The 26,105-nt window shown below is 52.2% G+C and carries 19 protein-coding genes; 2 read left to right on the plus strand and 17 right to left on the minus strand.

All coding sequences use genetic code 11. The features are described from left to right. Window positions 1-92: 92 nt before the first annotated feature. Both D4A39_RS04385 and D4A39_RS04390 read left to right on the plus strand, forming a co-directional pair. A complete protein-coding gene (locus D4A39_RS04385) occupies window positions 93-944 on the plus strand; it encodes a GNAT family N-acetyltransferase (protein WP_147393879.1) in 852 nt (283 codons plus the stop codon). Continuing rightward, window positions 941-1,663 carry a glycosyltransferase gene (locus D4A39_RS04390; RefSeq protein ID WP_022983835.1) on the plus strand — a complete coding sequence of 241 codons (723 nt, stop codon included), beginning with the start codon at window positions 941-943 and terminating at the stop codon, window positions 1,661-1,663. The genes D4A39_RS04385 and D4A39_RS04390 overlap by 4 nt, the downstream gene beginning before the upstream one ends. A 10-nt stretch (window positions 1,664-1,673) precedes the next feature. Here D4A39_RS04390 and D4A39_RS17620 read toward each other — a convergent pair whose 3' ends face one another. The 17 genes from D4A39_RS17620 to D4A39_RS04475 all read right to left on the minus strand — a co-directional run bounded on the left by D4A39_RS17620 (window position 1,674) and on the right by D4A39_RS04475 (window position 26,061). After that, the gene (locus D4A39_RS17620) at window positions 1,674-2,483 is read right to left on the minus strand and encodes a hypothetical protein (RefSeq protein WP_147393880.1); all 810 of its coding nucleotides are present in this window, start codon (window positions 2,481-2,483) and stop codon (window positions 1,674-1,676) included. 19 nt (window positions 2,484-2,502) lie between these two features. Beyond that, complete coding sequence (locus D4A39_RS04395; protein WP_119917559.1) at window positions 2,503-4,170, minus strand: glycosyltransferase family protein; 1,668 nt, start codon at window positions 4,168-4,170, stop codon at window positions 2,503-2,505. A 37-nt stretch (window positions 4,171-4,207) separates the two neighbouring features. Then, entirely contained in the window at window positions 4,208-5,668 is a 1,461-nt protein-coding gene (locus D4A39_RS04400) for a hypothetical protein (RefSeq protein ID WP_022983837.1), read from the minus strand. A gap of 40 nt (window positions 5,669-5,708) precedes the next feature. Further along, on the minus strand, window positions 5,709-7,958 hold the full coding sequence (locus tag D4A39_RS04405; protein ID WP_233552408.1) for a DUF6160 family protein: 2,250 nt from the start codon (window positions 7,956-7,958) through the stop codon (window positions 5,709-5,711). Window positions 7,959-7,983: 25 nt separating this feature from the next. After that, a complete protein-coding gene (locus D4A39_RS04410; RefSeq protein WP_147393881.1) occupies window positions 7,984-8,718 on the minus strand; it encodes a DUF6160 family protein in 735 nt (244 codons plus the stop codon). Next, window positions 8,715-10,064, minus strand: a complete 1,350-nt coding sequence (locus D4A39_RS17625; RefSeq protein ID WP_147393882.1) for a hypothetical protein — start codon at window positions 10,062-10,064, stop codon at window positions 8,715-8,717. Before D4A39_RS17625 ends, D4A39_RS04410 begins: the two co-directional genes overlap by 4 nt. A 477-nt stretch (window positions 10,065-10,541) precedes the next feature. Beyond that, entirely contained in the window at window positions 10,542-11,720 is a 1,179-nt protein-coding gene (prpF, locus tag D4A39_RS04425) for a 2-methylaconitate cis-trans isomerase PrpF (RefSeq protein ID WP_022983842.1), read from the minus strand. Window positions 11,721-11,912: 192 nt separating this feature from the next. Next, window positions 11,913-14,504 (minus strand): Fe/S-dependent 2-methylisocitrate dehydratase AcnD, encoded by a 2,592-nt coding sequence (gene acnD, locus D4A39_RS04430; RefSeq protein WP_119917562.1) that lies wholly within the window; start codon window positions 14,502-14,504, stop codon window positions 11,913-11,915. 141 nt (window positions 14,505-14,645) lie between these two features. Further along, window positions 14,646-15,791 (minus strand): bifunctional 2-methylcitrate synthase/citrate synthase, encoded by a 1,146-nt coding sequence (gene prpC / locus D4A39_RS04435; protein ID WP_119917563.1) that lies wholly within the window; start codon window positions 15,789-15,791, stop codon window positions 14,646-14,648. Between the two features lie 121 nt (window positions 15,792-15,912). Next, entirely contained in the window at window positions 15,913-16,803 is an 891-nt protein-coding gene (prpB, locus tag D4A39_RS04440; protein ID WP_022986095.1) for a methylisocitrate lyase, read from the minus strand. 9 nt (window positions 16,804-16,812) lie between these two features. Continuing rightward, window positions 16,813-17,511: a GntR family transcriptional regulator gene (locus D4A39_RS04445; RefSeq protein WP_022986096.1), complete on the minus strand. Its 699-nt coding sequence runs from the start codon at window positions 17,509-17,511 to the stop codon at window positions 16,813-16,815. A gap of 106 nt (window positions 17,512-17,617) precedes the next feature. Next, window positions 17,618-19,552, minus strand: coding sequence for a hypothetical protein (locus D4A39_RS04450; protein ID WP_147393883.1), 1,935 nt, complete (start codon window positions 19,550-19,552; stop codon window positions 17,618-17,620). A 41-nt stretch (window positions 19,553-19,593) separates the two neighbouring features. Continuing rightward, a complete protein-coding gene (locus D4A39_RS04455) occupies window positions 19,594-20,460 on the minus strand; it encodes a hypothetical protein (protein WP_147393884.1) in 867 nt (288 codons plus the stop codon). Continuing rightward, window positions 20,460-22,127: an OmpP1/FadL family transporter gene (locus D4A39_RS04460; protein ID WP_031226765.1), complete on the minus strand. Its 1,668-nt coding sequence runs from the start codon at window positions 22,125-22,127 to the stop codon at window positions 20,460-20,462. The genes D4A39_RS04455 and D4A39_RS04460 overlap by 1 nt, the downstream gene beginning before the upstream one ends. A gap of 31 nt (window positions 22,128-22,158) precedes the next feature. Beyond that, the gene (locus D4A39_RS04465; protein ID WP_022986100.1) at window positions 22,159-23,172 is read right to left on the minus strand and encodes a transporter family protein; all 1,014 of its coding nucleotides are present in this window, start codon (window positions 23,170-23,172) and stop codon (window positions 22,159-22,161) included. Window positions 23,173-23,215: 43 nt separating this feature from the next. Then, on the minus strand, window positions 23,216-24,025 hold the full coding sequence (locus tag D4A39_RS04470; RefSeq protein WP_022986101.1) for a C39 family peptidase: 810 nt from the start codon (window positions 24,023-24,025) through the stop codon (window positions 23,216-23,218). 161 nt (window positions 24,026-24,186) lie between these two features. Continuing rightward, window positions 24,187-26,061: a tetratricopeptide repeat-containing sulfotransferase family protein gene (locus tag D4A39_RS04475; RefSeq protein ID WP_147393885.1), complete on the minus strand. Its 1,875-nt coding sequence runs from the start codon at window positions 26,059-26,061 to the stop codon at window positions 24,187-24,189. Window positions 26,062-26,105 lie beyond the last annotated feature (44 nt).

Raw genomic sequence — 26,105 nt, forward strand, 5'->3', positions numbered from 1 at the left:
ACCACCTGCGAAGCCCAGCACAGGTTACGTCGCTGAATTTTGACAACCTGGATATATATACCCGGTACAGAGGACACCCTGAGCTAGATCGCTTGGACCATATCCGCCTTTTACAACATGAACTGGGAGCAGCATTGGCAGCTGGAGGAAGGTGTAGTGCCATCATTCACGGGGAAATCATTCAGGCAATCTGTGCCGTCACACCACTAGCATGGGATAGCGAACATTTTGGCCAAAAAATGGCAAAGATTAGTATCTCAAGCTGTCCAGCGGTCGCTCCGAAAACGCTCCAGCTACTAGCTGAAAAGACAGTCATGGCAGCCAACCTTGGCAGAGAAGTTCACATTTCATGTGAAGTAGATATCGACAACTACCTTTGCTTGAACACTCTTCTCTCAATGGGTGCAGAAATTCTGGATTTAAAGCGGGAGTATCGCGCAAAGAGCCTGAAGAACGTCCCCCCCCCAAAATTTCGGGCTTATGTGCGCCCCTATACCGAAGCAGACCGTGACTCCATACTTGAGATTCTGGACTACTCGTTTTTTGCTACCCGCTTCTCCAGAGACAGCATTTTATGCCATCAAAAGTCACAACAACTCTATCGTCAATGGATGAAGAAGATCTTGGATCGATCGGACGAGGAACGGACCGCTCTCGTCGTTGAAAAAGCAGGTGTAGTTCTTGCGTGTGGCACCATTGAAGCGCAGGATCTCCGTTTTGCCGGAGTGGATTTACAGCTCATGAGCGGAGGCATTTACGTCTCCCGGTCAGATGCCACCGGCTATTATTACCCAGTCATCTATGAATTGATCCAAACAGCACTTACTCATTACTCTACAGCGCAAACCTGCATTTCACTGAATAACCATGCAGCGGTGAGAGTTTTGGAAAAAATGAACTTTGGTACGAACTCAACCCGCTATGCACTACGGCTGGCAAGATGAGCTCAACGAACAGCCTATCTATCATCACTACCACCGACCCTCTTACCGGTCACCTTCCAGCATTGCTATCCGAGTTGTCCTCGCTAGCAATAAAAGAAAAGGCGCAATACGAGGTAGTCATAGTAGACGATTTGCAGCAGTGGAAAGATTCTGCACCACCTTTGTCGGCTGAATATAAAAACCTGTTGATCAACCTAATCACCCCTTCAGAACACGCTGGCCAACTTGGAGCTATCCTGAATGGCATATCTTACGCCAAAGGCTCTTTACTACTCACCATAGACCCGGATCTTTATCCGTGTGTACATGAAATACCTGAGTTATTGGCGCTTTTAAATACCAATACACATGCAGTTCATGCGGTACGAAAACATCGCTCAGACGCCAATCAGGTACGCATGTGGGGTTCTAAATTTATCAATTGGCTTATTTGCCGAATAACAGGCTTGCGTATCGATGACATTGGAAGTCCGATATGCTTGTTCAAGAAAGAGATACTAACTCTCCTTCCCTCATCTGAGGAGGAACGGCAAATAAACCCACGTCTACTCTGTTATTTCAAACTTGCCGATCAACTGTCGTCGTACACACTCAGGAGCTCCGCCGTAAAAGGGGAAGTAAGTCACTACACTACTACCGAGATTATCCGCACAACATGGCACCTCATACGAAATGCCTTAAAGTTAAGAAAAATTAGCCGCATGGACAGAAACGACTGATAACATTACGTTAAGGTTTCCGCCAAAACCGCACCTCTAATGACACCCTGGTTAGATCAGGCTCAAGGTTTATTGCCCCCCCATGGATCAGATAGGGCGAAAAAACCATGCCTTGTCGAGGGCCAACATCAGGCCGAACCATCGTCACCCCCCCCTCTACAGAAACTACAGATGGAACACTAAAAGAAACCCCATTTACAGTAGCTCCCGATGATGTCCTTGTGATGCGTGATTCTGACCAGTAATGACTCCCCTCGACCAAAGGCAACGATGAATTCTCGCTACTCCCCGCAATAGGAAGGTAAAGATTGACCGCATGCCTGAGTCTATCCAGCCATACATCCTTATGCGGTGGGTTGTTATCAACGAATGGAGAAGGCCTCACAATCCGGATAAAGAAGAAACCGGATGCGGGAACAGAAACAACATCACTTGAAACAGTTTTCCCACAAAGCTGGCTAACCTTTCGGTCAAGGCATGATGGAGGAATCGGCAAGTTTCTCAGTGAGGCCCGGCGCTTGAGAAAGTTAATAACTGAAAGGTGATCGCGCTGCTCACGACACAGTGTATGGTACTGCTCCAACCGGAACGCGGCCTCATCAATAGCCAGCCCTGCGTCAATCAGGGCATCCATCACGAGCCGCCTCACACCCTCCGTAAGCAAAGTTAACTCTTGCTCGGAAAGGAACTCATCGACGGTAAACCCAGCACGATCCCAGCTGCAACCGGATACAAGGTTATCATCGTAATCAAGGAGACAATGATTGCTTCCAATTTCTACCGGCCCTGACAAGTCCAACTTAACAAGTTCTCCATTCAACCGGTACTCCATTGGGCGACTACCACCACTTGTCATAGGCTTTTTTCATCAACTCTAAGTCTATGGTTGGAGCATCTTCGATTTTCTTTCTGGAAGAGAGACTCCTGGCATAGGCAAATAAATGAACCTGGTACCCAGCAAACCTCCAAGTATACGGGTATCCGTTTAGCGGCATCAGATCCACATAGATTGCACGCTTCTCACTTGATGAATACTTTGGCTCAGAGAAATCAAAATAGCTGTACATTTCCTCACCTGGGTGCTGGGCAAACACCTGCCCATCAAACAGAATATGGAAAACCCGATAACCATTCGTTGCGTAAGCAACCGTAACTTGCTCAGGGATATTGTATGGGTCAAGGTGGTAATAAAAAACATGATCGAAGACGATAAGCCTATCAATGCCCGGATCTGCGGAAAGCATCGATTCAATTTTCAGCGCCGCCGCTTTCCATTCTTCAACCGTTTCCTCGGAGTGAGACAGGAAAATTTTTTCCCAGCGACCAGCTAACACATTTTTAAGTGTTGCAAATCCACCAATGTACTTAACACTCCCTTTGAGCATGTACATGTTTGAAAAATGCATCACTACTACTGCAGTTGCACAGATTACGACAGACCGAGAAACCCATCTTTCCTGCTGAGAGAAACCAGACACTACATTTTTCAACCATGTAAAAAAAGACGCCCAAAGCAACACCATTAATGGAATCAAAATGAAAGTATAACGATCTTCATAATCACTAAGCCCACACCAAAAAAGCAGCACAAGCCATGAAAACCAAGCAAACCCTCCAAGCAGAAAGGGCCAAAGGTGACGCACTGGTTTGTAAAGCCATCCCAAAGTGGACGGCAACACCAGCAAAAGGGAGTAGGTGTTGATCCATTCCATGGCTGACTCGTTGAGGACCAGCTTGTTAAGAATTTTCCTTAATTCGAGACGCCAATACCCGTATTGAGACAAGTCTGAAAATATAACATTCAAATAGGCAAAATAAACGACACCTGGCAACAACATAACTGCTGCTTCAAGCCATTTTCTTTTGAGCAGAAGAGAAAACCAAAGAGGCAACCAGAAGAACATCCCTTCCGGTCTTACCAAAGGCATAAGGGAAGCCAGAATAGAAACAATAAAATAGCGCTCGCGTAGATAAAGAAATATCAGGAAGCAGATCAGGAAAAGTAACCATGCCTCTCCATAAAAGCTTAGCGAGGTCAAAGCGAAGCGTGGCAACATACCCATTAGCACGACTGCTGAAGTCATTACGCCACGATTAATGCCAATTGTCCGACCTGACTGCCAAAGCAATGCAAGACAAAATGAAGCTAAGAGCCCATGTATACAGCGAGCATAAAAAAGGTCCCCTTTTGCAACTGAGACTACCGTTCCATCAAGCAGAAGGAAACCAGGAAGGACAAAGTTATAGCTATAGAGATCGGGGTTTATCCATGCAGAGCGAGCCAAGAAAAATCGGTAGGCATCATCGCCATAGAAAACATTGCTGCTATCAACGTAATCAATAACCCACCAGTTTCCCTCGCCACAAACCACCCAAGCCAGGAAGATATACAAGAGAGAAAATGACACAAAAACGAAAACGGGCTCTGATCGATAAATTTTTAACACTGACAAAAGAGACACCATCAATAATAGAAAAGAGCTCCCCCCAATAAAAAAGAGAGGCATAAGCCTCTCTTAATGTACAAGGATATGGCAAGCTTCGCTAACAGAACCTCGCCGATCCATAGCAATTAGGCGTAACCGTTTGGGCTCCGAGCTTTAAATCATTAAGAGGAAAAACAACATCAGCAGGCACTGTCATAGTGCCGACAGGCAGACTATCGCCGCCCAAGCAGTCACCCAAAGATGGACATGTTACACCATAGGTGTTGGCCGCACTCGTACCAGTTGAAAGTCGCCGATACAACGCACAGTTAATACTTGGTACCGTACACTCTTGCGGGGAGCCAGCGACACCCGAGTTATTTGTATTCCAGGGAGGACCAGAGGCTCCTGTTAATGCTTGCAATAACACTTCATTTGTCATCTGCACCTTAGCTTCCGGGCTAATGTTACCGATGTCAATTTCATCTTCGAATGCTAACCACCATCCAGACATTGCAGGCGCCGCCGCATCAGGCCATAAAACATCTTGAGCCTGCATTGATAGAGAAAAAGGGTTATTAACATTAATCTTGTGTATGTATTCAAGCCCCTCAGTGATTGGCACCGTTGCTGTTAATCCTCTAATTGTGCCAGTAACCTCTTTATCGAGCTCAAACCCTATACCTAACAATGTAGCATTAGCCGTCATTTGACCAATAAAGTTGATATCATCGATTGTAGCTGAGCCCATGAGCTCCACAAATGTTTGACGTTTTCCATTTACAACAGCTGGGGAAGTAACAACATTCGCGTTAGCTTCATCAAGATTTAAACGATACGTTTCTGAAAAAAAGTCGCCAGTTTGCCACCCCAGAATATCGGTATTCGCACGAATTCTGCCAGTCATTCTTGCTGCAGCGCCTACGCCGCCTTCACTGAGACCTATACTGCCATCCGTACACTGAGATGTTGCATAACACATTTGACGAGCTTCCGTTTGTGCTACACCCGTTGCTGAACCAATTTGCATGTAGCCGCTGAGACTGTTTATTCCGGAAGTGTCCCCCGCATCGCCAGCCCCAGATTCTTGGTCGCCAAAGGTCATCATACCAATTGCCTGTTCTGCACTCAGACGAATCCCGACAACTTCTCTTAGCGTCTTCTGGTCATCGTTCTTAATGGCAAATTCAAAGAATGGACGTGTAAGAATTGCGGAAGATCCAGCACGGCCCTCAGCCCCCCAGGTAGAACCAGAAAGGCTAAGGTTATCAATATCGATATCACAAAACTGACCATTTATTGCACCAGCCGTACAACCCAATTGGAGTTTTTCAATATTCAGGTTCAGTTCAACTTCAGCTTCAAGTCCAGCTTTATAAAATGTCAGATCGGATGAAACCCCTTGCCCCAGCTCTTTTCCCATCTGTAGAAGTGCCTGCCCGGTGACTTGTGATAGCTGTTCATCCTGCATTTCAACCATGCCGTACGAAACAACCGGGATGAAAGCAAGCAGTCCAAAGATCAAGATGGATAACTGAACTTTGATCAAGGCATCATTAATTATGTTTGTTGTATTCATATCAATACCTGCACTGAAACAAGTCAGCACCCTTGCAGGGTTACTGCTGTTCCAGGGTAAAAGATGTATAGATTTTGGCTGATGGAATAACCATTGTGCCGAGATCCTTGTTGCCAAACTCGATTCTACCGATGGTCAGCGGGTCACCTGCCCCACCACCAGGTTTAGTGGCTGCAGCCCCAACATTCATATTCATCTCTACCCTGAGTTTTGGCTTGCCGTCCGCTTCACTAGAAGCGGAAAGGAGATCGATCTTTCCTCCATCACCAACAACAGACAACGGGATTGCAATATCACCCGTTATGTCTGCTAGCCTCACGTCCACGTCCAACTTGTTAAAATTTGGCTCCGCAAAAGAGATATAGGTGCCATCATCATTGGCGTCTCCAGCTGAATTCTGTGAGAAGCCATTATTGAGATTGGCGAAACTGAGAAAACCACCAAAATTGATGTATGAACCGTCAAACAGTGCGGGGAAAAGATTGAACTGGAATTTGTCGAATTCCAGATTCGCATCTATGTAGCTTCCATAAACAGGACTGTTCATCCTGGGGATATCCCCGCCTCCAAACAGACCGCGAAGCTGAAGCCGTACGGCATCAGAGGAAAGACCAAGCCCTTCGAGCTGTGTCAGAGCCACGCGCATGTCATCCGCGACAAACAGGAGATCTGCCCCCATCAAACCAATTGCCATGCCCTGGGCATAACTCGCCACTGGATGCCCGGTGGGATAGGTAAAATCTGTATCCCCAATCATCAGGTTAGTGCCATTTTCCCAACGGGAACGCAGAGGACGCCCTGTTACAGCATCCGCCCCACCCACGGTTTGTATCGCAGTTGCGATGTCCATAGTGAAGCCCGCGTCCGTATCAACGCTCGTGCCACCACCTGATTGCGGATACAAGTACCAATTACTGCTGATATCCCCCAGCGTGTAGATAAGCGCCCAACCATCGTCGACATCATTTGCAGAGGTAACACCATCTCGGTACTGAACCTTGCTTGCATAGGCATGAAGCCCCCAGTCTCTCGCTACGAGCGCGAGCCCAGTATCAGAAGCAGGAAGGTCAATGGACTGGGCAGGAAGGATACCCCCCGTGGAAGTCGTACATGATGCTCCTGCACCGCCATAAGGGTTCGCCCCCCCATAGCAAATATTCGGGACGGTATCGTGGCCGGCACTCACGGTGTCCAGAGTCAGGTAACCAAATTCAACATCGCTTCGATTCAGCGCTGAGCCATCTGAAGCGGTCAGACTCACAGGGTTTGCAAACTCCAGATAGGAGCGATCGTCACCTGCCTCACCCAGCAAAAACTGAAAATCGCTGGCAAGATCGAAGCTGAGTGACGCTGTAAGGCCCTGGGTATGAACTCCGCTATCGAGCCAAGTCCCTTGTGGTCTGAGACGCAAATCGAGGTTTTCCATCCCTCCCCGCCAGCCAAATAACAGCATCGGTATAGAGGTACTTGCGCCTGCGAATGGTACAAACTGGAAATTTTGACCGGTGGCATTTGCATACAAATCAAAGGTTAGATTGAAATTTGTACGTCCAGTATTCTGAACGATCAGACCTTCATCATTAATGCCCAGCACACCTTGCTGCATATCAAAAAGAAAACCGAAGTTGTGGAGAATTGCCTCGGTACCACCGTCGGTCAAACGAAAAAATAGCTGCCCGGGGTTATCGATTGTCCAATTGCTGGGGTTGGCATCGCTCGCATCTACATTCCCAAGGTTAAGCAGCAAACTAGCCTGATCATTGTCTTGATTAAACAAGCCACCATCACCTGAAATAGCGAAACGGCCCTCACTATCCAGTACAACAGAGCCAAATGACCGCGCCGTATTGGAAACAGTTAGATCATCCATCTGGACTCGCATTCTGTTCCAGCTGGCGTTGATACCAATACCTGGCCGATTCATAGCATTGGTACCAGCATCAATTTTTACAGCAAAATTCAACGCTTCAGTTGCGGCTCCGCCATTCATTCCGATTGGCTTGATGCTGAACTGGCTGGCATCAGAAGAGCTACCACCGATGATTAACTGGTTAGCGAGTGATGCCCCTCCGCCATCGGTCTGCCCTATATCGAGATCCCAACGAATTTGTTCAGCGGTAATCGACTCTGTTGGGTCGATTTGTAAACTGATCGTGACACCATCTTGCCCTCGGACAGAACCCAACTCTTGATCCGATAGAGTCTCAAGCGCCTGGGCACCACAGGCCATCATCAATGCAGAGGCAGAGACAAAAGATCCAGTTATTCTTTTTTTAATTTCGATATGCATTTCTGGATACCTCAACCTGCTACGACTAAAACCCATAGAGGTAAAAATCGCCACCAAAGGCAATATTTGCCTGCTGGCCATTGTTGTCAGCAATATTGAGTCCCATAAAGGAACCATTCTGATTGCCTGACCAACCAATCCCCCCTGGCGCTCCGGCATTAGGCTCAACGGCCAGACCTTCGAAGAAAAGCCCGAACTTCACATTGCCAAAATTTTCGCCATTCACGCCTTCCGGGTAACTCAGTCGCAACCCCGCCATCTCGGCGATCGTTGCGGTGTCACAGCTGCCCTCAAGCAAGCACGTTGAGCCGTCTATGTCCTGAAACTTCGATTCGTCAAACCAGCCAGCATAAGCAGCGTCCGCCCCTCTTGCCCCACCAAGGACAGAAGCGTCAAGGGCGATACGATCAAGATCAATGGATGCATAACCGTTTTTGAACACAAGCCATTCAGATTCCCGATTGGTAATTTGCATAGCAAAACGGCAATTTGTTTCGGCCAGGCTTGTGCCACCATTCGGAGTACTGCAACCACCCGTGCCAGTATTGGCTGCGCCATTCAGATCGGGATTACTGTTGTAGTAGTACTGCAAACTCAGAAGGATGCCCTTCTGTCCAGTGACATCCCCCATTTCATTATCATTCATCGCTTCAAGCGCAATCGCAGGGGAAGCAACACAAGCCACAATCACTGTGAATATGGTTAAAACCGTCTTTTCGGTTAGCCAAGGCAATGTAGCGGGACGCAGAGAATCAATCACGGGTTGGCCCCCAGTGTTGTTATTTTAAGACTATGAATGCGCATGCCCTCGATTCTTGAGATCCCGATATTCGTCACGTCAGCCGCTGTAGGCGTAACACTTGGGCTCACAAAATAGATACCGTTATCAGTCGCGGTAGCTCCAGGCAACGTGGCAAGGTTCACGTCATCATTATCGAAATTCCCCCAACGCACATAGCCAACCGTATCCTGATTCACAGAGTCGAGAACACCGTCATTGTTGGTATCACAGCCATTGGCATTGGGGTTACTGATAGCACCGCAATAGAAGTGATTGTAGATTTCAGGAACATCTGGAATTGGCGTCAGCTCAATAACAAAGTCACCGGTTGCCTTGCCGGATTCCCTTACAGCATTGAGCGTAATGGCTTGATAATGGAGGGTGCCAAGTGGGAGGAAAGCATCGACATTTTTGAAGTACATGCCTTCGTTGTCATCAAAGTCCGGCACGTTGTGTAGTGTGTCCGTGATATACGTTCCGGGATTGCTGTCTTTCTGCCGCACAGAGAAGCGGAAGTCTCCTGAAAGCGCACTTTGGTAGGTGATGCCCAAGGTTGGATCTGCGTCATTAGCCGTTTGCATCAAACGAAGAATTGCTGGCCGAACCTCTTCTCCATTACGTCCTGCGGTTGTTGGTTTGCCGTGAATAATAGTTTGGCTTTGGAGAAAATCCGCCCCTCCGCTACACCCTGCAGCACTGTTGTTGCAATCGCCAAGAGCATGGCCATTGGCAATGCGATCCACCTCCAGCTCACCCCAGAAGCTCCAACGCCAGTTCTCGGTCTGTGTAGGGCCAATGAGTTCCAGAATCGTAGGCCGAGTTGCACCATCAAGGTAATCCCCCTGATAGTCATGGCCTGGGTACTCATACACACGTAAAAGGTAAGGGTCGTAAACAGAAGCAAAGGCGCCGATACCGTACTGGTTAGCTGTTTGACCAAGACCGGAACTGTTTCCGTTACCTAACGGACAAGCGAGAAAGGTATTGCCGAATGTGCTTGACCCGCCACACGCGCCACTACCAACGCCGTTAAGTGTGGCATACCAATCAGTGCCACTTTCCTGAACACCATTGGTCATGGACAGACCGTAATATCGCGCATCACCTCGCTGCCAACCGACACCATTTACGGAAGCGCCGGTTAACTCAATGAAGCTTTCAGGGGCAAAGCGCATGCTGAAGTTATCCAGTGCAAACGCAAAACCAGCCCCCTGAACCTCAGAGAGTGAAGCATCGTTCAGCTCGGTAAGAGCGAGAGTTGGAGGCGCACCCAGCACCAGGCTCGCTGCCAACACCAGGTTGGAACGGATTCTCTTGCGACGCACTGTGACCTCGTTTCTTGTTATTTGGACTAACCCACGACTGATCGTTTAGGTCAGTTCTGGTTATCTTTTGCCACATGATTACACAGCAAAACACGTTGTCGCAACAGTTGTTAACATAAACACTACAGAATGTTTTGTTTTTTTATCCTTTATATTCAGTAACTTAGCGCAATTAAACAGAGCATATACTAATTTGTGGACACTCGTACTCTAATTGCTGATGAATGGTTTGTTACGTTTGTGCACACGGGAGGGAAAAGTGTTTATGACCGGCCGGTCACCTTGTGCGCCATCGATTCCAGAAGTCACACTGGATTAATTGTTGCGGCCGTAGAGGGATTCACAGGAGGGAATACACGGACAGGAAAGCGCCTTTCTGGTTTGTGCAAGGCGTTAGAAAGGGAGTGACACAGACAGAGGGCAACGGGAAGTGCGGCGGCTGGCGCCACCGAGCTTCCCGCTAGCAACATCGCAGATCTAGAAGCAATCCCCCGGGATACGGACGTTGCCCTCCATCAACACACGAGCACTACGGCTCATGCTGGCTTTGGTGGCGGTCCACTGGCCATCTTCTAGCTTGGCGCCAGCGCCAACGCGCAGGGTGCCCGAAGGATGGCCGAAGGTGACGCTGTCACGCTCGCCGCCGCCGGCTGCCAGGTTCACCAGGGTGCCCGGGACGGCTGAGGCGCTGGCGATGGCCACGGCGGCGGTGCCCATCATGGCGTGGTGCAGCTTGCCCATGGACAGGGCGCGCACCAGCAGGTCGATATCCCCTTCCCCGATCTGCTTGCCGCTGGAGGCTGCATAGGCTTTCGGCTTGGAGACGAAGGCCACTTTCGGGGTGTGCTGGCGGGCTTCCGCTTCTTCGATGTTCTCGATCAGACCCATGCGCTTGGCGCCGTAGGCTCGAATGGTCTCGAACATGGCCAGGGCGTCCTTGTTTTCGTTGATATCGCCCTGCAGCTCGGTACCGGTATAACCGATATCTTCTGCGTTCACGAAAACCGTGGGAATACCCGCATTGATCATGGTCGCCGGGAAGGTGCCGACGCCGGGGACTTCCAGCTCATCAACCACATTGCCAGTGGGGAACATGGCGCCCTCCCCGTCTGCCGGGTCCATGAAATCCACCTGCACTTCGGCCGCCGGGAAGGTCACGCCGTCCAGCTCGAAGTCGCCGGTTTCCTGGACCTCGCCATTGGTGATGGGCACATGGGCAACGATGGTTTTTTCGATGTTGACCTGCCAGATACGAACCACGGCAATGCCGTTTTCCGGGATGCGGTCAGCGGCGACCAGGCCGTTGCTGATGGCAAAGGAACCCACAGCCGCAGTCAGGTTGCCACAGTTTCCGCTCCAGTCCACGAACGGCTTGTCGATGGAGACCTGACCGAACAGGTAGTCCACGTCGTGGTCGGCCTTTTCACTTTTGGCCAGGATCACGGTCTTGCTGGTGCTCGAGGTGGCGCCGCCCATACCGTCGGTTTGCTTACCATAGGGATCGGGGCTACCGATGACGCGCAGCAGGATCTTGTCACGGGCCTCTCCTGGTACCTGAGCCACTTCGGGCAGGTCTTCCAGGCTGAAAAATACGCCCTTGCTGGTGCCGCCACGCATGTAGGTAGCGGGGATTTTAATCTGTGGTGCATGAGCCATGGTGTTGCTCCTTTAAAAAAACCCCGGCGGTGATACCGGCGGGGCTGGAATTTCTACAGAAATAGAGCTGCAGAGGGCTGCCTGCAAACGAAAAGATCGCCTGCGGGCAGACGCCTACGGAAAGGCAATGTGCGGGAGCCTGCTTGAGTGCGAAGAATCGCTTGCAGGCAAGCTCCCACAACAAGAACCGCCTTAGCCCGCTTCCGCCATGAACTCTTTGGCGAATTTTTGCAGGATGCCGCCATTGGTGTACACGGACACTTCTTCTGCGGTATCCAGACGACACAGCATCGGGACCCGTTCCACGTCACCATTCTGGCGAGTAATCACCAGTGTCATGGTGCCACGAGGAGCGATCTCACCTTCCACGTCGTAGATCTCGGTACCGTCCAGCTTCAGGGTCTTGCGGGTGGTGCCTTCCTCGAATTGCAGGGGCATGACGCCCATACCGATCAGGTTGGTACGGTGAATGCGCTCGAAACCTTCAGCGGCAATCACTTCCACACCGGCAAGGGCAACGCCCTTGGCCGCCCAGTCACGGGAAGAACCCTGACCGTAGTCTGCGCCAGCCACAATGATCAGCGGCTGCTTGCGCTCCATGTAGGTTTCGATGGCTTCCCACATCCGCATCTGCTGGCCTTCCGGCTCAACACGGGCCAGGGAGCCCTGGATCACTTCACCGTTTTCGTCCAGGCACATCTCGTTGAACAGTTTCGGGTTCGCGAGCGTGGCACGCTGGGCGGTCAGGTGATCACCTCGGTGGGTGGCGTAGGAGTTAAAGTCTTCCTGCGGCAGACCCATCTTGTCCAGGTAGGCACCGGCAGCGCTATCCAGCAGGATGGCGTTGGACGGAGACAGGTGGTCCGTGGTGATGTTGTCCGGCAGGATCGCCAGCGGGCGCATACCCTTCATCTCACGCTGACCGGCCATGTTGCCTTCCCAGTACGGAGGACGACGGATGTAGGTGGACTGAGGACGCCAGTCGTACAGCGGGCTGGCTGCGCGCTCACCGTCACCCTTCTTCTCGAACATCGGGATGTAGGTCTTGCGGAACTGTTCCGGCTTCACCGCAGATTTCACGATGGCATCGATCTCTTCATCAGAAGGCCAGATGTCCTTCAGGTAGATCGGGTTACCGTCCTGATCCTTGCCCAGCGCATCTTTCTCGATATCAAAACGCATGGTACCGGCGATGGCGTAAGCCACCACCAGCGGCGGCGATGCCAGGAACGCCTGCTTGGCGTAAGGGTGAATACGGCCGTCGAAGTTACGGTTACCGGACAGTACCGCTGTGGCGTACAGGTCACGCTCGATCACTTCTTTCTGGATCTCGGGATCCAGCGCACCAGACATACCGTTACAGGTGGTACAGGCAAAGGCCACCACGTCGAAGCCCAGTTGCTGCAGTTCAGGCAGCAGGCCGGATTCTTCCAGGTACATCTTCACGGTCTTGGAACCGGGCGCCAGGGAGCTCTTCACCCACGGTTTACGGATCAAGCCCAGCTTGTTGGCGTTACGGGCCAGCAGGCCGGCGCCGATGATGTTGCGCGGGTTGGACGTGTTGGTACAGCTGGTGATGGCTGCAATGATCACTGCGCCATCAGGCATCAAGCCCTCTTGCTCTTCCCACTCCTTCGCAATGCCGCGGCTACCCAGTTCGGATACCGGCAACAGCGCGTGCGGGTTGGACGGGCCAGCCAGGTTACGCTCCACCTTGGAAAGATCGAAGTGAAGGACGCGCTCGTACTCGGCACCTTTCAGGCTCTCTGCCCACAGGCCGGTTTCCTTGGCGAATTTTTCTACCAGTGCTACCTGCTCATCTTCACGGCCGGTCAGCTTCAGGTAATCGATGGTCTGGCCATCGATGAAGAACATGCCCGCAGTGGCACCGTATTCCGGGGTCATGTTGGCGATGGTGGCACGGTCACCCACGGACAGGCTGTCGGCGCCTTCACCGTAGAATTCCAGGTAGGCGCCTACCACGCGCTCCTTACGCAGGAACTCGGTCAGAGCCAGCACCAGGTCGGTACCGGTGATGCCCGGCTTCAATTTGCCGGTCATTTCCACACCGACAATGTCGGGCAGACGCATCATGGACGGGTTGCCGAGCATCACGTTCTCGGCTTCCAGACCACCCACACCCACGGAGATCACGCCCAGGGCGTCGACCATGGGAGTGTGGCTATCGGTGCCCACACAGGTATCAGGGAACGCCACACCGTCGCGAACCTGAACTACCGGAGACATTTTCTCCAGGTTGATCTGGTGCATGATGCCGTTACCCGGCGGGATCACATCGACGTTATCGAACGCCGTCTTGGTCCAGTTGATGAAGTGGAAACGGTCCGCGTTACGACGCTCTTCCACGTCACGGTTTTTCTGGAACGCGTCTTTTTCAAAACCCGGGTGCTCAACAGCCAGCGAGTGATCCACGATCAGCTGGGTCGGTACTACCGGGTTCACTTTGGAGGGGTCACCGCCGGCTTCGGCGATGGCATCACGCAGACCGGCCAGATCGACCAGTGCGGTCTGACCCAGAATGTCGTGACACACCACGCGCGCGGGGTACCACGGAAAATCCATGGTGCGCTTGCGTTCGATCAGCTGCTTGAGAGAATCCGTCAGATCCTCTGGCGCACAACGGCGAACCAGCTGCTCGGCAAGAATACGCGAGGTGAAAGGAAGTTTGTCATAGGCCCCAGGCTGGATGGCGTCGACAGCCGCGCGGGTGTCGAAGTAGTCCAGCTGGGTGCCGGGAAGCTGCTTGCGATAATCAGTGTTCATAGCCTGGGACTCTCGTCGGGGACTCTATACAGGAGCTTGGGGAAATTGAGCCTGGGTAGGTGGAACTGTGGGAGCTTGCCTGCAAGCGAATACCTTCGTCTGCAAGCAGGCTCCCACAAAGAGCGAAACGCTAAAAAACGATTAGCCACGCTCTGCGATCGGAGTAACAGAACGCAGATCTTCACCCGTGTAATCCGCACTCGGACGGATGATGCGGTTGTCTGCACGCTGCTCCATCACGTGGCCAGCCCAACCGGTCAGGCGGCTCATCACGAAGATCGGGGTGAACAGCTTGGTCGGGATACCCATGAAGTGGTAAGCAGAGGCGTGGAAGAAGTCAGCGTTACAGAACAGCTTCTTCTCGCGCCACATGACTTCTTCACAACGTACGGAAACCGGGTACAACACGGTGTCACCCACGTCGGCGGCCAACTTCTCGGACCATTCCTTGATGATCGCGTTACGCGGATCGGAAGTGCTGTAGATCGCGTGACCGAAGCCCATGATCTTTTCCTTGCGCTCCAGCATGCCCATCATTTCCTGCTCGGCGTGATCGGCAGAAGTGAACTTCTCGATCATGTCCATGGCAGCTTCGTTGGCGCCACCGTGCAACGGACCACGCAGGGTGCCGATGGCACCGGTGATGCAGCTGTGGATGTCGGACAGGGTGGAAGCACACACGCGAGCGGTGAAGGTGGATGCGTTGAATTCGTGCTCTGCGTACAGGATCAGAGACACGTTCATAACCCGCTCATGCAGCTCGTTGGGCTTCTCGCCACGCAGCATGTGCAGGAAGTGAGCGCCGATGGAATCGTCATCGGTGTTTTCGTCAACGCGCACACCGTCGTGGCTGAAACGGTACCAGTAACAAATGATCGACGGGAAACAGGCCAGCATCCGGTCGATACACTCTTCCTGGGTCGGGAATTCGCCCATGACGGTGGTGTCTTCCTGCTCCAGATTGCCCAACATGGAGCATCCGGTACGGATCACGTCCATCGGGTGGGCGTCAGCCGGGATGCGCTCCAGCACTTCTTTCAGTGCTTGCGGCAGGCTGCGCAGACCTTTCAGTTTGGTCTTGTAGGCATCCAGTTCAGCCTGAGTGGGTAGCGCGCCCTTCAGGATCAGGTGTGCCACTTCTTCGAATTCGCAGTTTTCAGCCAGGTCTTTCACGTCGTAACCGCGGTAGGTCAGGCCGGAGCCGGAAACACCTACAGTAGAAAGAGCGGTTTTACCTGCTACCTGGCCACGCAGGCCAGCGCCTGAAAGTTTCTTGCCTTCTGCCATTGTTCATCTCCTGGTTAATCTGTTGTTCAACCGCCAAAGCGGAATCTTTACTGTAGGAACGGCGCTTGAGCCGCGAAACCCTTCTCGGCTCAAGCACAGCTCCTACAATGATCGTGTTGCCTTAGCCCTTCTTCTGGGCAAACAGGGCGTCCAGTTTCTGCTCGTAGTCGTGGTAGTTAAGGAAATCGTACAGCTCCATACGTGTCTGCATGATGTCCACCACGTCTTTCTGGTGACCGTTTTCTCGGATGCTCTGGTACACCTGCAGGGCGGCCTTGTTCATGGCGCGGAAAGCACTCAGCGGGTACAGGATCATGTCGGCACCAGCTTCAGCCAGTTCTTCGCGGGTGAACAGCGGCGTGGCACCGAATTCGGTAATGTTGGCCAGCAGCGGCACGTCACCCAGGCCGGCCTTGAATGCACGATAATCTTCCAGGGTATGTACGGCTTCAGCGAAGATGCCGTCGGCACCCGCTTCGATACAGGCCTTGGCACGCTCAACCGCAGACTCCAGGCCTTCCATCTGGAACGCATCGGTACGAGCGATGATGAAGAAATCGTCATCGGTCTTGCCATCAACGGCGGCCTTCACGCGGTCAACCATTTCCGCCTGGGATACGATTTCCTTGTTCGGCCGGTGGCCACAACGTTTCTGGGCAACCTGGTCTTCCAGGTGTACTGCACCCGCGCCAGCCTTGATCATTTCTTTAACGGTGCGGGAGATATTGAACGCCCCACCCCAGCCGGTATCGATATCCACCAGCAGCGGGGTTTCCACCGCACTGGAGATACGACGCACGTCTTCCAGCACATCATTCATGCTGGTCATACCCAGATCCGGCATGCCATAGCTGGCATTGGCGACACCGCCACCAGACAGATAAATGGCACGGTACCCAGTCTGCTCTGCCAACATGGCGGCATAGGCGTTGATGGTACCCATGATCTGCAGGGGCTTCTCTTCTGCAAGTGCCTTGCGGAAGCGGGCGCCGGGGGTCAGGTTTGCTGACATGGCGTTCTCCTATTGGTCCGTTTTCAGGTTTTCCGCCTTGTGGGCGGCATATTGGGTTTCAATATTCTTGCGGGCGCTGCTGATATGACGGCGCATCAGCAGCTCGGCCATTTCGCCATCGCGGGCTTCAATGGCTTCGACAATTCTGCGGTGTTCATTGAGCGCTTTTTGCGGACGATTGGCCACGGAACTGAACTGGTAACGGTACATACGCACCAGGTGATACAGCTCGCCAATCAGCATCTGGCTAAGGGTAGCGTTATGGCTGCCCTGAATGATGCGGTAGTGAAAGTCCAGATCCCCTTCGCGCTGAAAATAGGCGGTGTCTTCGCGCAGATCCTGCTGTTGTTCATGCTGTGACAGGACCCCGAACAAGCCTTTTACCTCGTCATCAGACATGCATTCAGCCGCCAGCCGCGCAGCCATACCTTCCAGGGCCTCGCGAACGTGGTAAATCTCGATCAGGTCATCAAAACTGAGGGAGGCAACGCGGGTGCCCACATGGACTTCTCGCTCAAGGAGCTTGCGGGATTCAAGCCGGCGGATGGCTTCACGGAGAGGGCCACGACTTACACCGTAGCGGGCCGCCAGCTCGGTTTCGCTGACCTTGGACCCGGGAGGAATCTGGCCACGCACAATATCGTCCTGCAACCGGGCGAAAACCCGATCTGCAAGCGTTCTTGCACTTTCTGGCGCAGCAGCAGACATAAAACAGCCCGATTGTTGACAATATTCACAACCGGGCTGGACTCTACGCCCCTAAACAGGATGTTTCAAGGGCCATTGTTGACAATGATTGATGCTTTCGATCAGTTCATGGCACCGCAGGATCACAGGCTCCGCCGGGTGCACCCGCAAAGAATTCGACGGCACCACTGCTGATGGCAGTAAAGAAGAGAACCTGCTCATCCGTCAGTTCTCCACCCTCTGGCAAGGCGTCGACCCATTCTTTTTGCTGAACATAAGGATAAAAGTCGTCAATCCAAAGCGCGCGCAAACCCGCCTCGAAATTATCATCGCCTGTTCGATACATGGGATAACAGCCGCCCGCATCACCATCTACCCGGCCCTGAATGGTGACCCCAAAATTCGGGGTAATGTCTCTATTTTCCGCCCCGGGAGCCAACAACAGAGAAAGGTTATAGCTTAGAGAGTCAGGAAAAGTACGAGTGACAAAGCCCACAGGCCAAGAGTCCGACGCGACAGATGGGCAATCGCCATCGCTGCCTACCATCACAATGCCGTGATCAATTTCACCCGCATTACTCACGACCTCAACACAGAATTCGGCCACATCCTGACGATCTTCCCGGGGCAACTCCTGTGTAACAGTATGATCATACGCATCATAGATCTGAGTATTGTAATTGAACTCTGGACCCTCACCGATCTCTATTTCCTCGTTAGGGATATCGCGGCAGCCTGTATCATCATCCAGGCACACCCGCATCAGCCTGACAGTAAATTCCCCTACCGCCGCAAGATCACTGATCATATCCTCATCACGATTGACTTGTGGCTGTGCCGACAGTTCAGCGGTCAACGGCAAATCGACATTGCCCCCCACCACGGTACCCGAGAGAGTACCTTTCTCGTCTGCATTCAGCTCCAGACCCGGATAGTCGTTCTCAACGTCGCTTTTAGAGCCACTGGGAGCGGCGTCAGGCACTTCTCCGGTGTAGACCAATTTGTTCAAAAATGCGCCCGTTCCCGCTACCGTGGTGGTTGAACCGCCAGGCTCGATACCCTGCACAGAAAGGTTCTGCAAAACGAGACTGTCATCTACCGTTGCTGTCTCTGAGAAGGCCACCAATTCAGTCAAGGTATCTGAACCCGACTGACGAAGAGCCCGACCAATCCCCATCACTTGGCCGGTGGGAAGGATCAGCGGAAACTCATCGATATTAATGTCGTTGGTAGTTCTTGCCGGGAAACTGACGGTGAACACATCCTCGTTCACGGAAGAAACACAGGTAATGGCAGCAAAAGCGCCACGGCAGGTGTCAAACCGATAATTCCCGGACCGGGTAAGGGAATTGGCTTTCACAACTTCCTGAATATGCACATTGGGATCAGGATTCATACCTGCCACAGTACCATCAATAGCATCGTTTACATCATCAAAATAGTCGCTCCAGCCAGTTCTGAACTCGTCATAACTGGCCTGGGTAAAGGCCGCAGGAGCAACACCTTCCAGTTCATCCGCAAGTTCATGGGCCGCGTCAGGAATTTCGATCACATCCGGCGTAGAAGGCTCGGCATCAAGTCCCTGAAGGAAGGCTGCGACATTTCGTGGCCGCGCTTCCCCAGCCAGAACGCGGCGAGGAGAATCCATCAAATCTGATACGGTAATGGAATATCGTGCTAATGGAGCTCCCTGGGGAATACGCATTTCCCCTAGCGTGAAGCTGTTGCCCTCGAACAAGCCATTACCCACAAAAAAGCGGATCTGGGTTGCGGAAGCGGGGCAAAGCGCGTTGTAAGGAGGCACAACAATATCACTGCCATCGCTGGCAGCAGAGGTGCGCTCGTCCTTGGACGTTGCGAAAACGACACTCGTTCCAACACATTCGTACCCCAGATTGTCGACCTGAAGTCCGGTCAGTTCCACGAGGACATCGCCCGTAGAAATGGCTGTACACGGCGCCCCTGCAGGACACCCCGGGACACTGGCATCAGAGAAATCTTCGCCGCCGTTGCAGGCAGCCATTAACATTGCCAAAGCACCTAGTGAAAGAATGCGTCGCATAAATTATTACCTGTTATGTACTGGCAAGCCTCTAAGGCATTTTATTGCGCATTAAGAACAAGCTCGCCATCAGTAACCAATTTCAGACCATCGGTTCCATCGCGGCCCTGTAAATAGGGTAGAAAAACGACCAGATACTTCTGACCAGGCTCCCTCTCAAGGGTTCCCTGTAGATAGCCATAGCGGTACCAGGTTTCCGGGTAACGACGACTAAACGGTTGATCTACCAGCATCACCGGCACACCTTGCTCGTCCAGCCAAAGCAATTCAACGCCGAGGTAGTCCTGCTTCTTTATAAAACTCATCAAGGAAACAGACTGAACCGAGTCATCAACCGCAAAGACCCGGGACCGATATGGGACATCTCCACGAAGCACCGGGCTGTCGGAATCAAATTCCACCAGCAATTCCTTTCCGGATTTCAAGACAGCTGCCTGTGCAAGAAAGTGATTACAGCAATCCACCCGCAGAGCACGATAGGTTTCCAGGTAGCCATCATGCTGTAGATCTTCGAACCCATCTGGCCGTGTATTAGCCGCTTCCCGTTCCGCCCCCATATCCAGCGGGCGACTGACAAGTTGGCCCATTTCATCTACATAAGTGATGAAACGATCATTCTCGCGAGCTTCCAGTTCGCCCTCTACCTCAGCACTTGGTCGATAGTCGTCAACATCCTCTCGTACCACCGCTGACGATGACGGGTCCGCAACTACACGGGAGTTCTGCACCACTTGTGAGGGAGACACCCCGTCATCGCTGGCTTGGTCCGCTTTCCCTTGTTCCGGGCGCTGCTGAACGGTAACGAGGTTGCCTTGAGCGTCGGTGTAGACATACAAGCCACCCGAATCCGGGTGGCTTTGACAGGCGCCCAGCATAACGCCGAACAGAAGGATCGCAAGACTTCTCATTAGAATCGGGTACGGAATGCAAGGCCAACAATCGTGATCTTGGCTTCTGTCTTGATATCAAGGCCTGCGTAGGGGTTATAAACTACGTTATCAATACCCGTACAGTTTGCCGCACAACTGGTATCCGCGGGAATCTCGTCTTTACTGTGCAACATGCCGATACCCAAATCGATATCCGTCTCTTTATCCCATTTATAGCCAAGACCAAGACTGTAATAACGCGCCTCATTAATCGGCACCATCGGGCTGCGTCGTTCCTCCGGAATCGCAGACGCCCTCGGCTCATAACCGGCGCGCAATTGAATACGGCCAGTCAAATCATAAGCCGCACCAAAGGCCAGATTCCAGGTTGACTGGAAGTTAAGGGGGTAACTCAAGCGTGTTGGGGTCGATCCCGGTGAAAAGAGTCGAGCCAGGCTAAGCACTGCTGAGCTGCGGTCAAACACGATGTTGAATGCATCCCACTCTTTGTAATCAGCCCACACCGCGTCGACATTGAACTGCAGGCGCTCTGTAGGCTTGAATTTGATACCGGTCTGGAAGGTAGCAGGCATGGTGAGGTCCATACTCACACGCCCTACTTCCTCTTCACCTACATAGGAGGGAATACCCAAAACAGCCAATGCAAGCGCACCTGTAGCAGAGCCGCCAATCCCATTGATGGTTTCGCGCGCCGCATTGGAATAGGTGATCTTGTAATCACCTTTCATATGCGTCTTGGCCGGAGAGCGCCAGACAGCCCCCCAGGCAAAGCGGTCATTCGGCTCCCAGAGTATCCCCAGATTGTAGGAAGGGCTGAAGCGCTGATCCATTGATACATCGAGAGAGGCCAGGTTCTTGAAAGGCCCCAGCCCCTCTTCCGGACGGCAAATACCGAACAAGATAAGGTCAAGTGCCACATTGGACTCTCCCTCGAACGGAGCACAGATGCTTTCATCGAGCACCCTGGCAAAACCAAGCAACTCATTCGGAGCACGAAAATCCTGCTCGAGTGAGATCGCCTGGAAGCTCAGTCCAATCGACGCCCCGATAGAGAGCTCATCATTAACACGATACCCAACGGACGGAGACAAATAGGTAATACGCTCCAGCGCTACCCGCTCCCCCATGAAATTACCGACATCATCTTCATCGCGGTAGAAACCCGCTGCCAGAGGAAGGTACGTCGCGGTACCAAAAGTGAATTTGGAGCCAGCCGGACGGATAGAAAACGCTGGCAGCGGCCCTGCAATCAATGGCCCCGGGGGCAAGTCAACGGTATCGTTGATGAATGGCAGGTAAAGCGAAATCCCCTCGACAGTACTGGTTGCTGTCTTGAAATCCCGGCAAAAATCGACGCCATCATTTGGTGCGTCATTACAAACAACAGGGTCATCGGAAAAACCAAAAACGTTATAACCCGGCGGCGCTGAGAACTCGGACTCCAGACTGAAATCGGCACCAAGAAACTGAAGATCCATCCTGCGGCCGTCCAACTTCGCCAAACCCGCCGGATTAAAGTGAATCGCCATGATTCCTGGCGGATCTGCGGTAACCGCATGCCCCATACTCATGGCGCGCACGTCTATAGCAATATTGTTGGCCAGCTGCGCAGACGCCTGCCCAGCCCAAAGGGCAGCAAGACACCCTGCGATTCGCCAACTCAGCCTATTATTTTTTTTCTGCATGGCTTACCCCTTCCAACTGCACAATTCGGCTTCAGGCACCGGGCTTAAGACCAGCAAAATCAATCGGCAACGAAATACCAAGAAGCACATCAGGGGAATCTTCTGTGAGTCCGAAGCCAAAGCTCAGGTTCACAATACGGTTGCTTGAGGTCCGCAAGCCCAGGGAGGTGTTCACCACACTGGAGGTCGAGTCCTCAGACTCAGCGCTATATTCCTCGAATACGAAGTTACTTACGAAGTTATAGGATTGCTGGTAGCTGGCACTCAAGGAGACTTCATAAGACAGGGAATATGCAAAGCCCATGGAAAAGTTAAGGCTATCTCCAGGCTGAACCTCTACCAGCGTCGCACTCCCGCGGCGCTGATTCAGGCCGGTGGCATCAAACGCATAGGTGTAACCCAGGGAGCCGAAAAGAACGACAGGGTCGATGACCTTGCTTACACTCACGCCTGCCCCAACAGAGTAATAACCAGACCCACTGGAAACATCTTCATTCACATTGATTTCATAAGGACTATCACCCGTAGGTATGCTCAAGGTGGAATAAAGTGTTGTATTCATGGCCCCGGGCTTTACCGGAAAAGGCTGATACCGAAGGCTGAAAGAGACGTCACCCAAGGCAGCCTGTGAAACATCCTTCTGTGTGTCGTATTTATAAGACACAGGCAAACGGGTATTGAATGTCAGGTTATTCCAGATACCGTAATCAAACGATAGCGATGAAGAAAACGCATGTTGAGCATCTTGCTCAATTCGAAAACGGCTGATGCTACCGGAATTCTCATCAATTGCGATATCAATGCGGTCATCACGGTAATAGTTGTAGTTGGCAGAAAAGTTCAGCGACATCTGCCCACTGGGAAGCAAGGAATATTGCTTCTCCGCAGCCTGAAACACTTCTTCCAGGTTTTTCTCCTGAGTCACATCATCTTCGTGGGTCTGCAGAGCTTCACGGGCTTCATCAACACTATCTGCTGCCCAGGCAACATGCTGCGCCAACAAGAGTGCAGCAACGGCTGCTACCTTCCCAGACATCATTTTCATGCAAGCCTTCCTTTGTTCTGTTTGTTATTCGCCACTGCAGGCCTTATTGATGGAAGTAGGTGCGCGTTGGCACATTGATGATGCGCTTACTGCCGTCTTCTTCGGTAATCTGGACCCGTGTCAGCGTTCCCGCCTTGTCAGCCCAGTTTTCCATTGGAGTCGTAAAGACGGGAAAAACCTCAAATGCCCACCGGTTGATCGTACGCTCATCCAGCAAACGCAAATCGTAATCCGTCAGCTCTAGCCCGTCTTGAGGCTCGAAGCCATTGGGGAAAACGATGAAAAGCACGTTCTGGTCCCAGACTTCCTGAAACTTGGATTCTGTAAAACTGATATTGCCGAGAGCCGGGTCCGCCACGTACACGTGACCATCCTGGTACTTCTTGAGCACGACAAAATGCTTGAAGCCACCGTAAGCGATAGGAACGATAGCCGGGTGATCCAGCGTCTTGATATCAGACATTTCAGCTCTAAAGCCGCCGCTGGGGTGCCCCAGCGCCGTAGCCAGGCGTTTCATGTCCAGAAGTGAGAACCCGCGTCGCTCGACGATTTTTTCCGTCTCACCAAAGCGCAACAGCCCTTCCATGATCTGACGCTCCTGAAATTGGCGCCCAAGATACTGGTTAAGAACCGTCGTCAGCGCTGCCGACCCACAGGAATAGTCGTAGGCTTGACGCACCACATTGTGGTAGCGGAATTCGGATACCGGCTTGACCACGATATCGCGTTCGCGGAGTGAGACAGGTTGGGTTGGGTGCTCGTAGTAGATTTCGCCCTTTTGCGGCGATTCGACCACTACAGATTCGTTGACGGCAAAGTAGATCAGCGCCACACCCAGCATGGAAGTCAGCATCTGTTGGCATCCAGCGTTATTATTATTGTTTGTTTCTGATAATGGCTGACATGTTAACCACGTCACCCGGTCCAGGCAACTATGTTGATTTGCCGGAGGGACAAACACCCTCGCCGGGTAACCACCCTGTCCGCTCAGGCTACATAGTCAATCACGAAATACTACAAAATGACCCCTTCTTGCTTCAGGGCCTCAGCAAAGGGGGAGAAAAGATCGCCATAATCGCTCACCTTGTTTACCGCTGTTGTAAAGACGCCCTCCCTGACTTGATTCATGCTGGCTGTACCGACTCGGCTTGCCCTGGCGAAATCCATACAATTCTTGTCCCAAGGCAGGTCCAACCAAGCAAGCAGGGCTCTAAGCTCACCCTCAAAATCGTCAACAAGAGCCTCATAGCGGGTTGAGTATAGCCTTGTCTCACCCAGCTGCTGCTGCCACCACTGAACATTTCGTTGATAAGTGGCGATTTCACTGGCTATACCCTCCACAGTGAAACTAAACGGCTGGAATTCAAAATTCTGACGAAAACAGCCGTAAGCTACGTCCAGGGGCGATCTCGACAAGGCCACAAATCGGGCTTTGGGAAAGGCGGCGGCAAGCAGCCCAGCAATCTTATGATTATTAATTCCCTTGTGAATCATAATCTTACCCTGATCCAGACCCGCCTTTGATACGGCTGACAGAAAGGCGCCCCTAAATTTTTCCAGCCCCTTGGCATCCAGCTTTTCATGAGATTCGGGATTGGAAATGATTGCCCAGTTGCCGGTCACAGCGTGCCATGCCTCTGAAGCAAAACCGGCTTCACCTGCACCCACAGTTGCATGGTGACGTCCAAGGGCCTGCTCAAGGAGAGTTGTGCCAGATCGAGGGAGCGCCAGAATAAAAACAGGAGCGAACGCTGTATCATCGGCGTCATTCGCGGAGATAACCGAAGAGGGATAACAGCGGATTATCCTCTGGCCATAGCCCGCATTCTTATGGGTGTCACTGGGAGAAAGCTTCGCCATTGCCCTGTTCGCACTAACCAGAGCCTGCATCTCTGCATCTCGGTTTCCAGCCAGCTGATGCTGCCTTGCTACCGCAAAATACATCGCGCCTTTGTCCCTCAAGTCCGAACGCTGCTCAGCACGCGAACAGGCATCAAACAACATCGCGGCCATTTCTCCATCAAGTGGCTGCTTGCAGGTATCAAGGTAAGGGGACCAGGCTCCAAACTGATCAGGATGATGCTTCAGCATTCTCTTCATAACGGATTGGGACTCGTCTCGCTGCCCTTCTACCGCAAGCCACCTCGCATGCAAGATCATCAATTCGGGGTCATCAGGGTTCGACCTGATTAAAGGCTCCAGTACTGACTGAACTGGCTCATAATCTTCGATTGACATCCAGCAAGCGACAAGCAAACGCTTGGCCAACCCACCGACTTCAGCGTGGGACTCCCAGCGCTCCAGATAAGGGATAGCCTCCTCGACTCGACCGGAACGACGGAGCGCCTCTGCATACCACACACCCGCCATGGCATAGTCAGGGGCATCCCTGACAACGTCTGCAAGGATGGCAGCAGCACCACCAGAGGCCCCAGTCTTGAGAATACAGTTTGCCAAAAACGCTTTTGCCTCGAGATCTTTGGGAGCCCTTTCTACGACTGCCGAGTATGCAGCCCTGGCTCTCTCCCAGTCACCGGCCTTGAATAGACAATTCGCAAGGCCTTTCCAGGCAATAGGATTCGCATCCTGCTGACGAATAACCTGCTGAAAAACATCAGCCGCGGCCTGCAATCGGCCAAGCCGGGTCAGCAAGTCACCATAAAACATGGCCCGCTGGACCGTAGCCCCAGCTTGATGGATTACTGCCTCAATGAATTGAAGCGCCCGATTAAGATCTCCAGTGGCAAGCGCCGACTGTGCCCCGATTTCAAGCAGTTCGACACTGAGCATCCCTGCTTCCCGAGCCTTCTCAACTTGTTTCAACGCCTCAATGTGATTACCTGCCTGATACGCATGAATTGCTTTTCTTGTCATTGTTTTGGTGCTCAAGGGAATTACCTGAACAGAATCGTTAAGGAGGCATTAAAAATTAT

The sequence above is a fragment of the Alcanivorax profundi genome, from assembly GCF_003597125.1.
Taxonomy (GTDB): domain Bacteria; phylum Pseudomonadota; class Gammaproteobacteria; order Pseudomonadales; family Alcanivoracaceae; genus Alcanivorax; species Alcanivorax profundi.

Excerpts from the sequence above, each read along its gene's own strand:
- prpC (WP_119917563.1), bottom strand. The coding sequence starts at position 15,791 with ATGGCAGAAGGCAAGAAACTTTCAGGCGCTGGCCTGCGTGGCCAGGTA.
- D4A39_RS04390 (WP_022983835.1), top strand. The coding sequence starts at position 941 with ATGAGCTCAACGAACAGCCTATCTATCATCACTACCACCGACCCTCTT.
- D4A39_RS04395 (WP_119917559.1), bottom strand. The coding sequence starts at position 4,170 with ATGCCTCTCTTTTTTATTGGGGGGAGCTCTTTTCTATTATTGATGGTG.
- D4A39_RS04400 (WP_022983837.1), bottom strand. The coding sequence starts at position 5,668 with ATGAATACAACAAACATAATTAATGATGCCTTGATCAAAGTTCAGTTA.
- D4A39_RS04455 (WP_147393884.1), bottom strand. The coding sequence starts at position 20,460 with ATGAGAAGTCTTGCGATCCTTCTGTTCGGCGTTATGCTGGGCGCCTGT.
- D4A39_RS04450 (WP_147393883.1), bottom strand. The coding sequence starts at position 19,552 with ATGCGACGCATTCTTTCACTAGGTGCTTTGGCAATGTTAATGGCTGCC.
- D4A39_RS04465 (WP_022986100.1), bottom strand. The coding sequence starts at position 23,172 with ATGAAAATGATGTCTGGGAAGGTAGCAGCCGTTGCTGCACTCTTGTTG.
- D4A39_RS04460 (WP_031226765.1), bottom strand. The coding sequence starts at position 22,127 with ATGCAGAAAAAAAATAATAGGCTGAGTTGGCGAATCGCAGGGTGTCTT.
- prpB (WP_022986095.1), bottom strand. The coding sequence starts at position 16,803 with ATGTCAGCAAACCTGACCCCCGGCGCCCGCTTCCGCAAGGCACTTGCA.
- D4A39_RS04470 (WP_022986101.1), bottom strand. The coding sequence starts at position 24,025 with ATGCTGACTTCCATGCTGGGTGTGGCGCTGATCTACTTTGCCGTCAAC.
- D4A39_RS04405 (WP_233552408.1), bottom strand. The coding sequence starts at position 7,958 with ATGCATATCGAAATTAAAAAAAGAATAACTGGATCTTTTGTCTCTGCC.
- acnD (WP_119917562.1), bottom strand. The coding sequence starts at position 14,504 with ATGAACACTGATTATCGCAAGCAGCTTCCCGGCACCCAGCTGGACTAC.
- prpF (WP_022983842.1), bottom strand. The coding sequence starts at position 11,720 with ATGGCTCATGCACCACAGATTAAAATCCCCGCTACCTACATGCGTGGC.
- D4A39_RS04445 (WP_022986096.1), bottom strand. The coding sequence starts at position 17,511 with ATGTCTGCTGCTGCGCCAGAAAGTGCAAGAACGCTTGCAGATCGGGTT.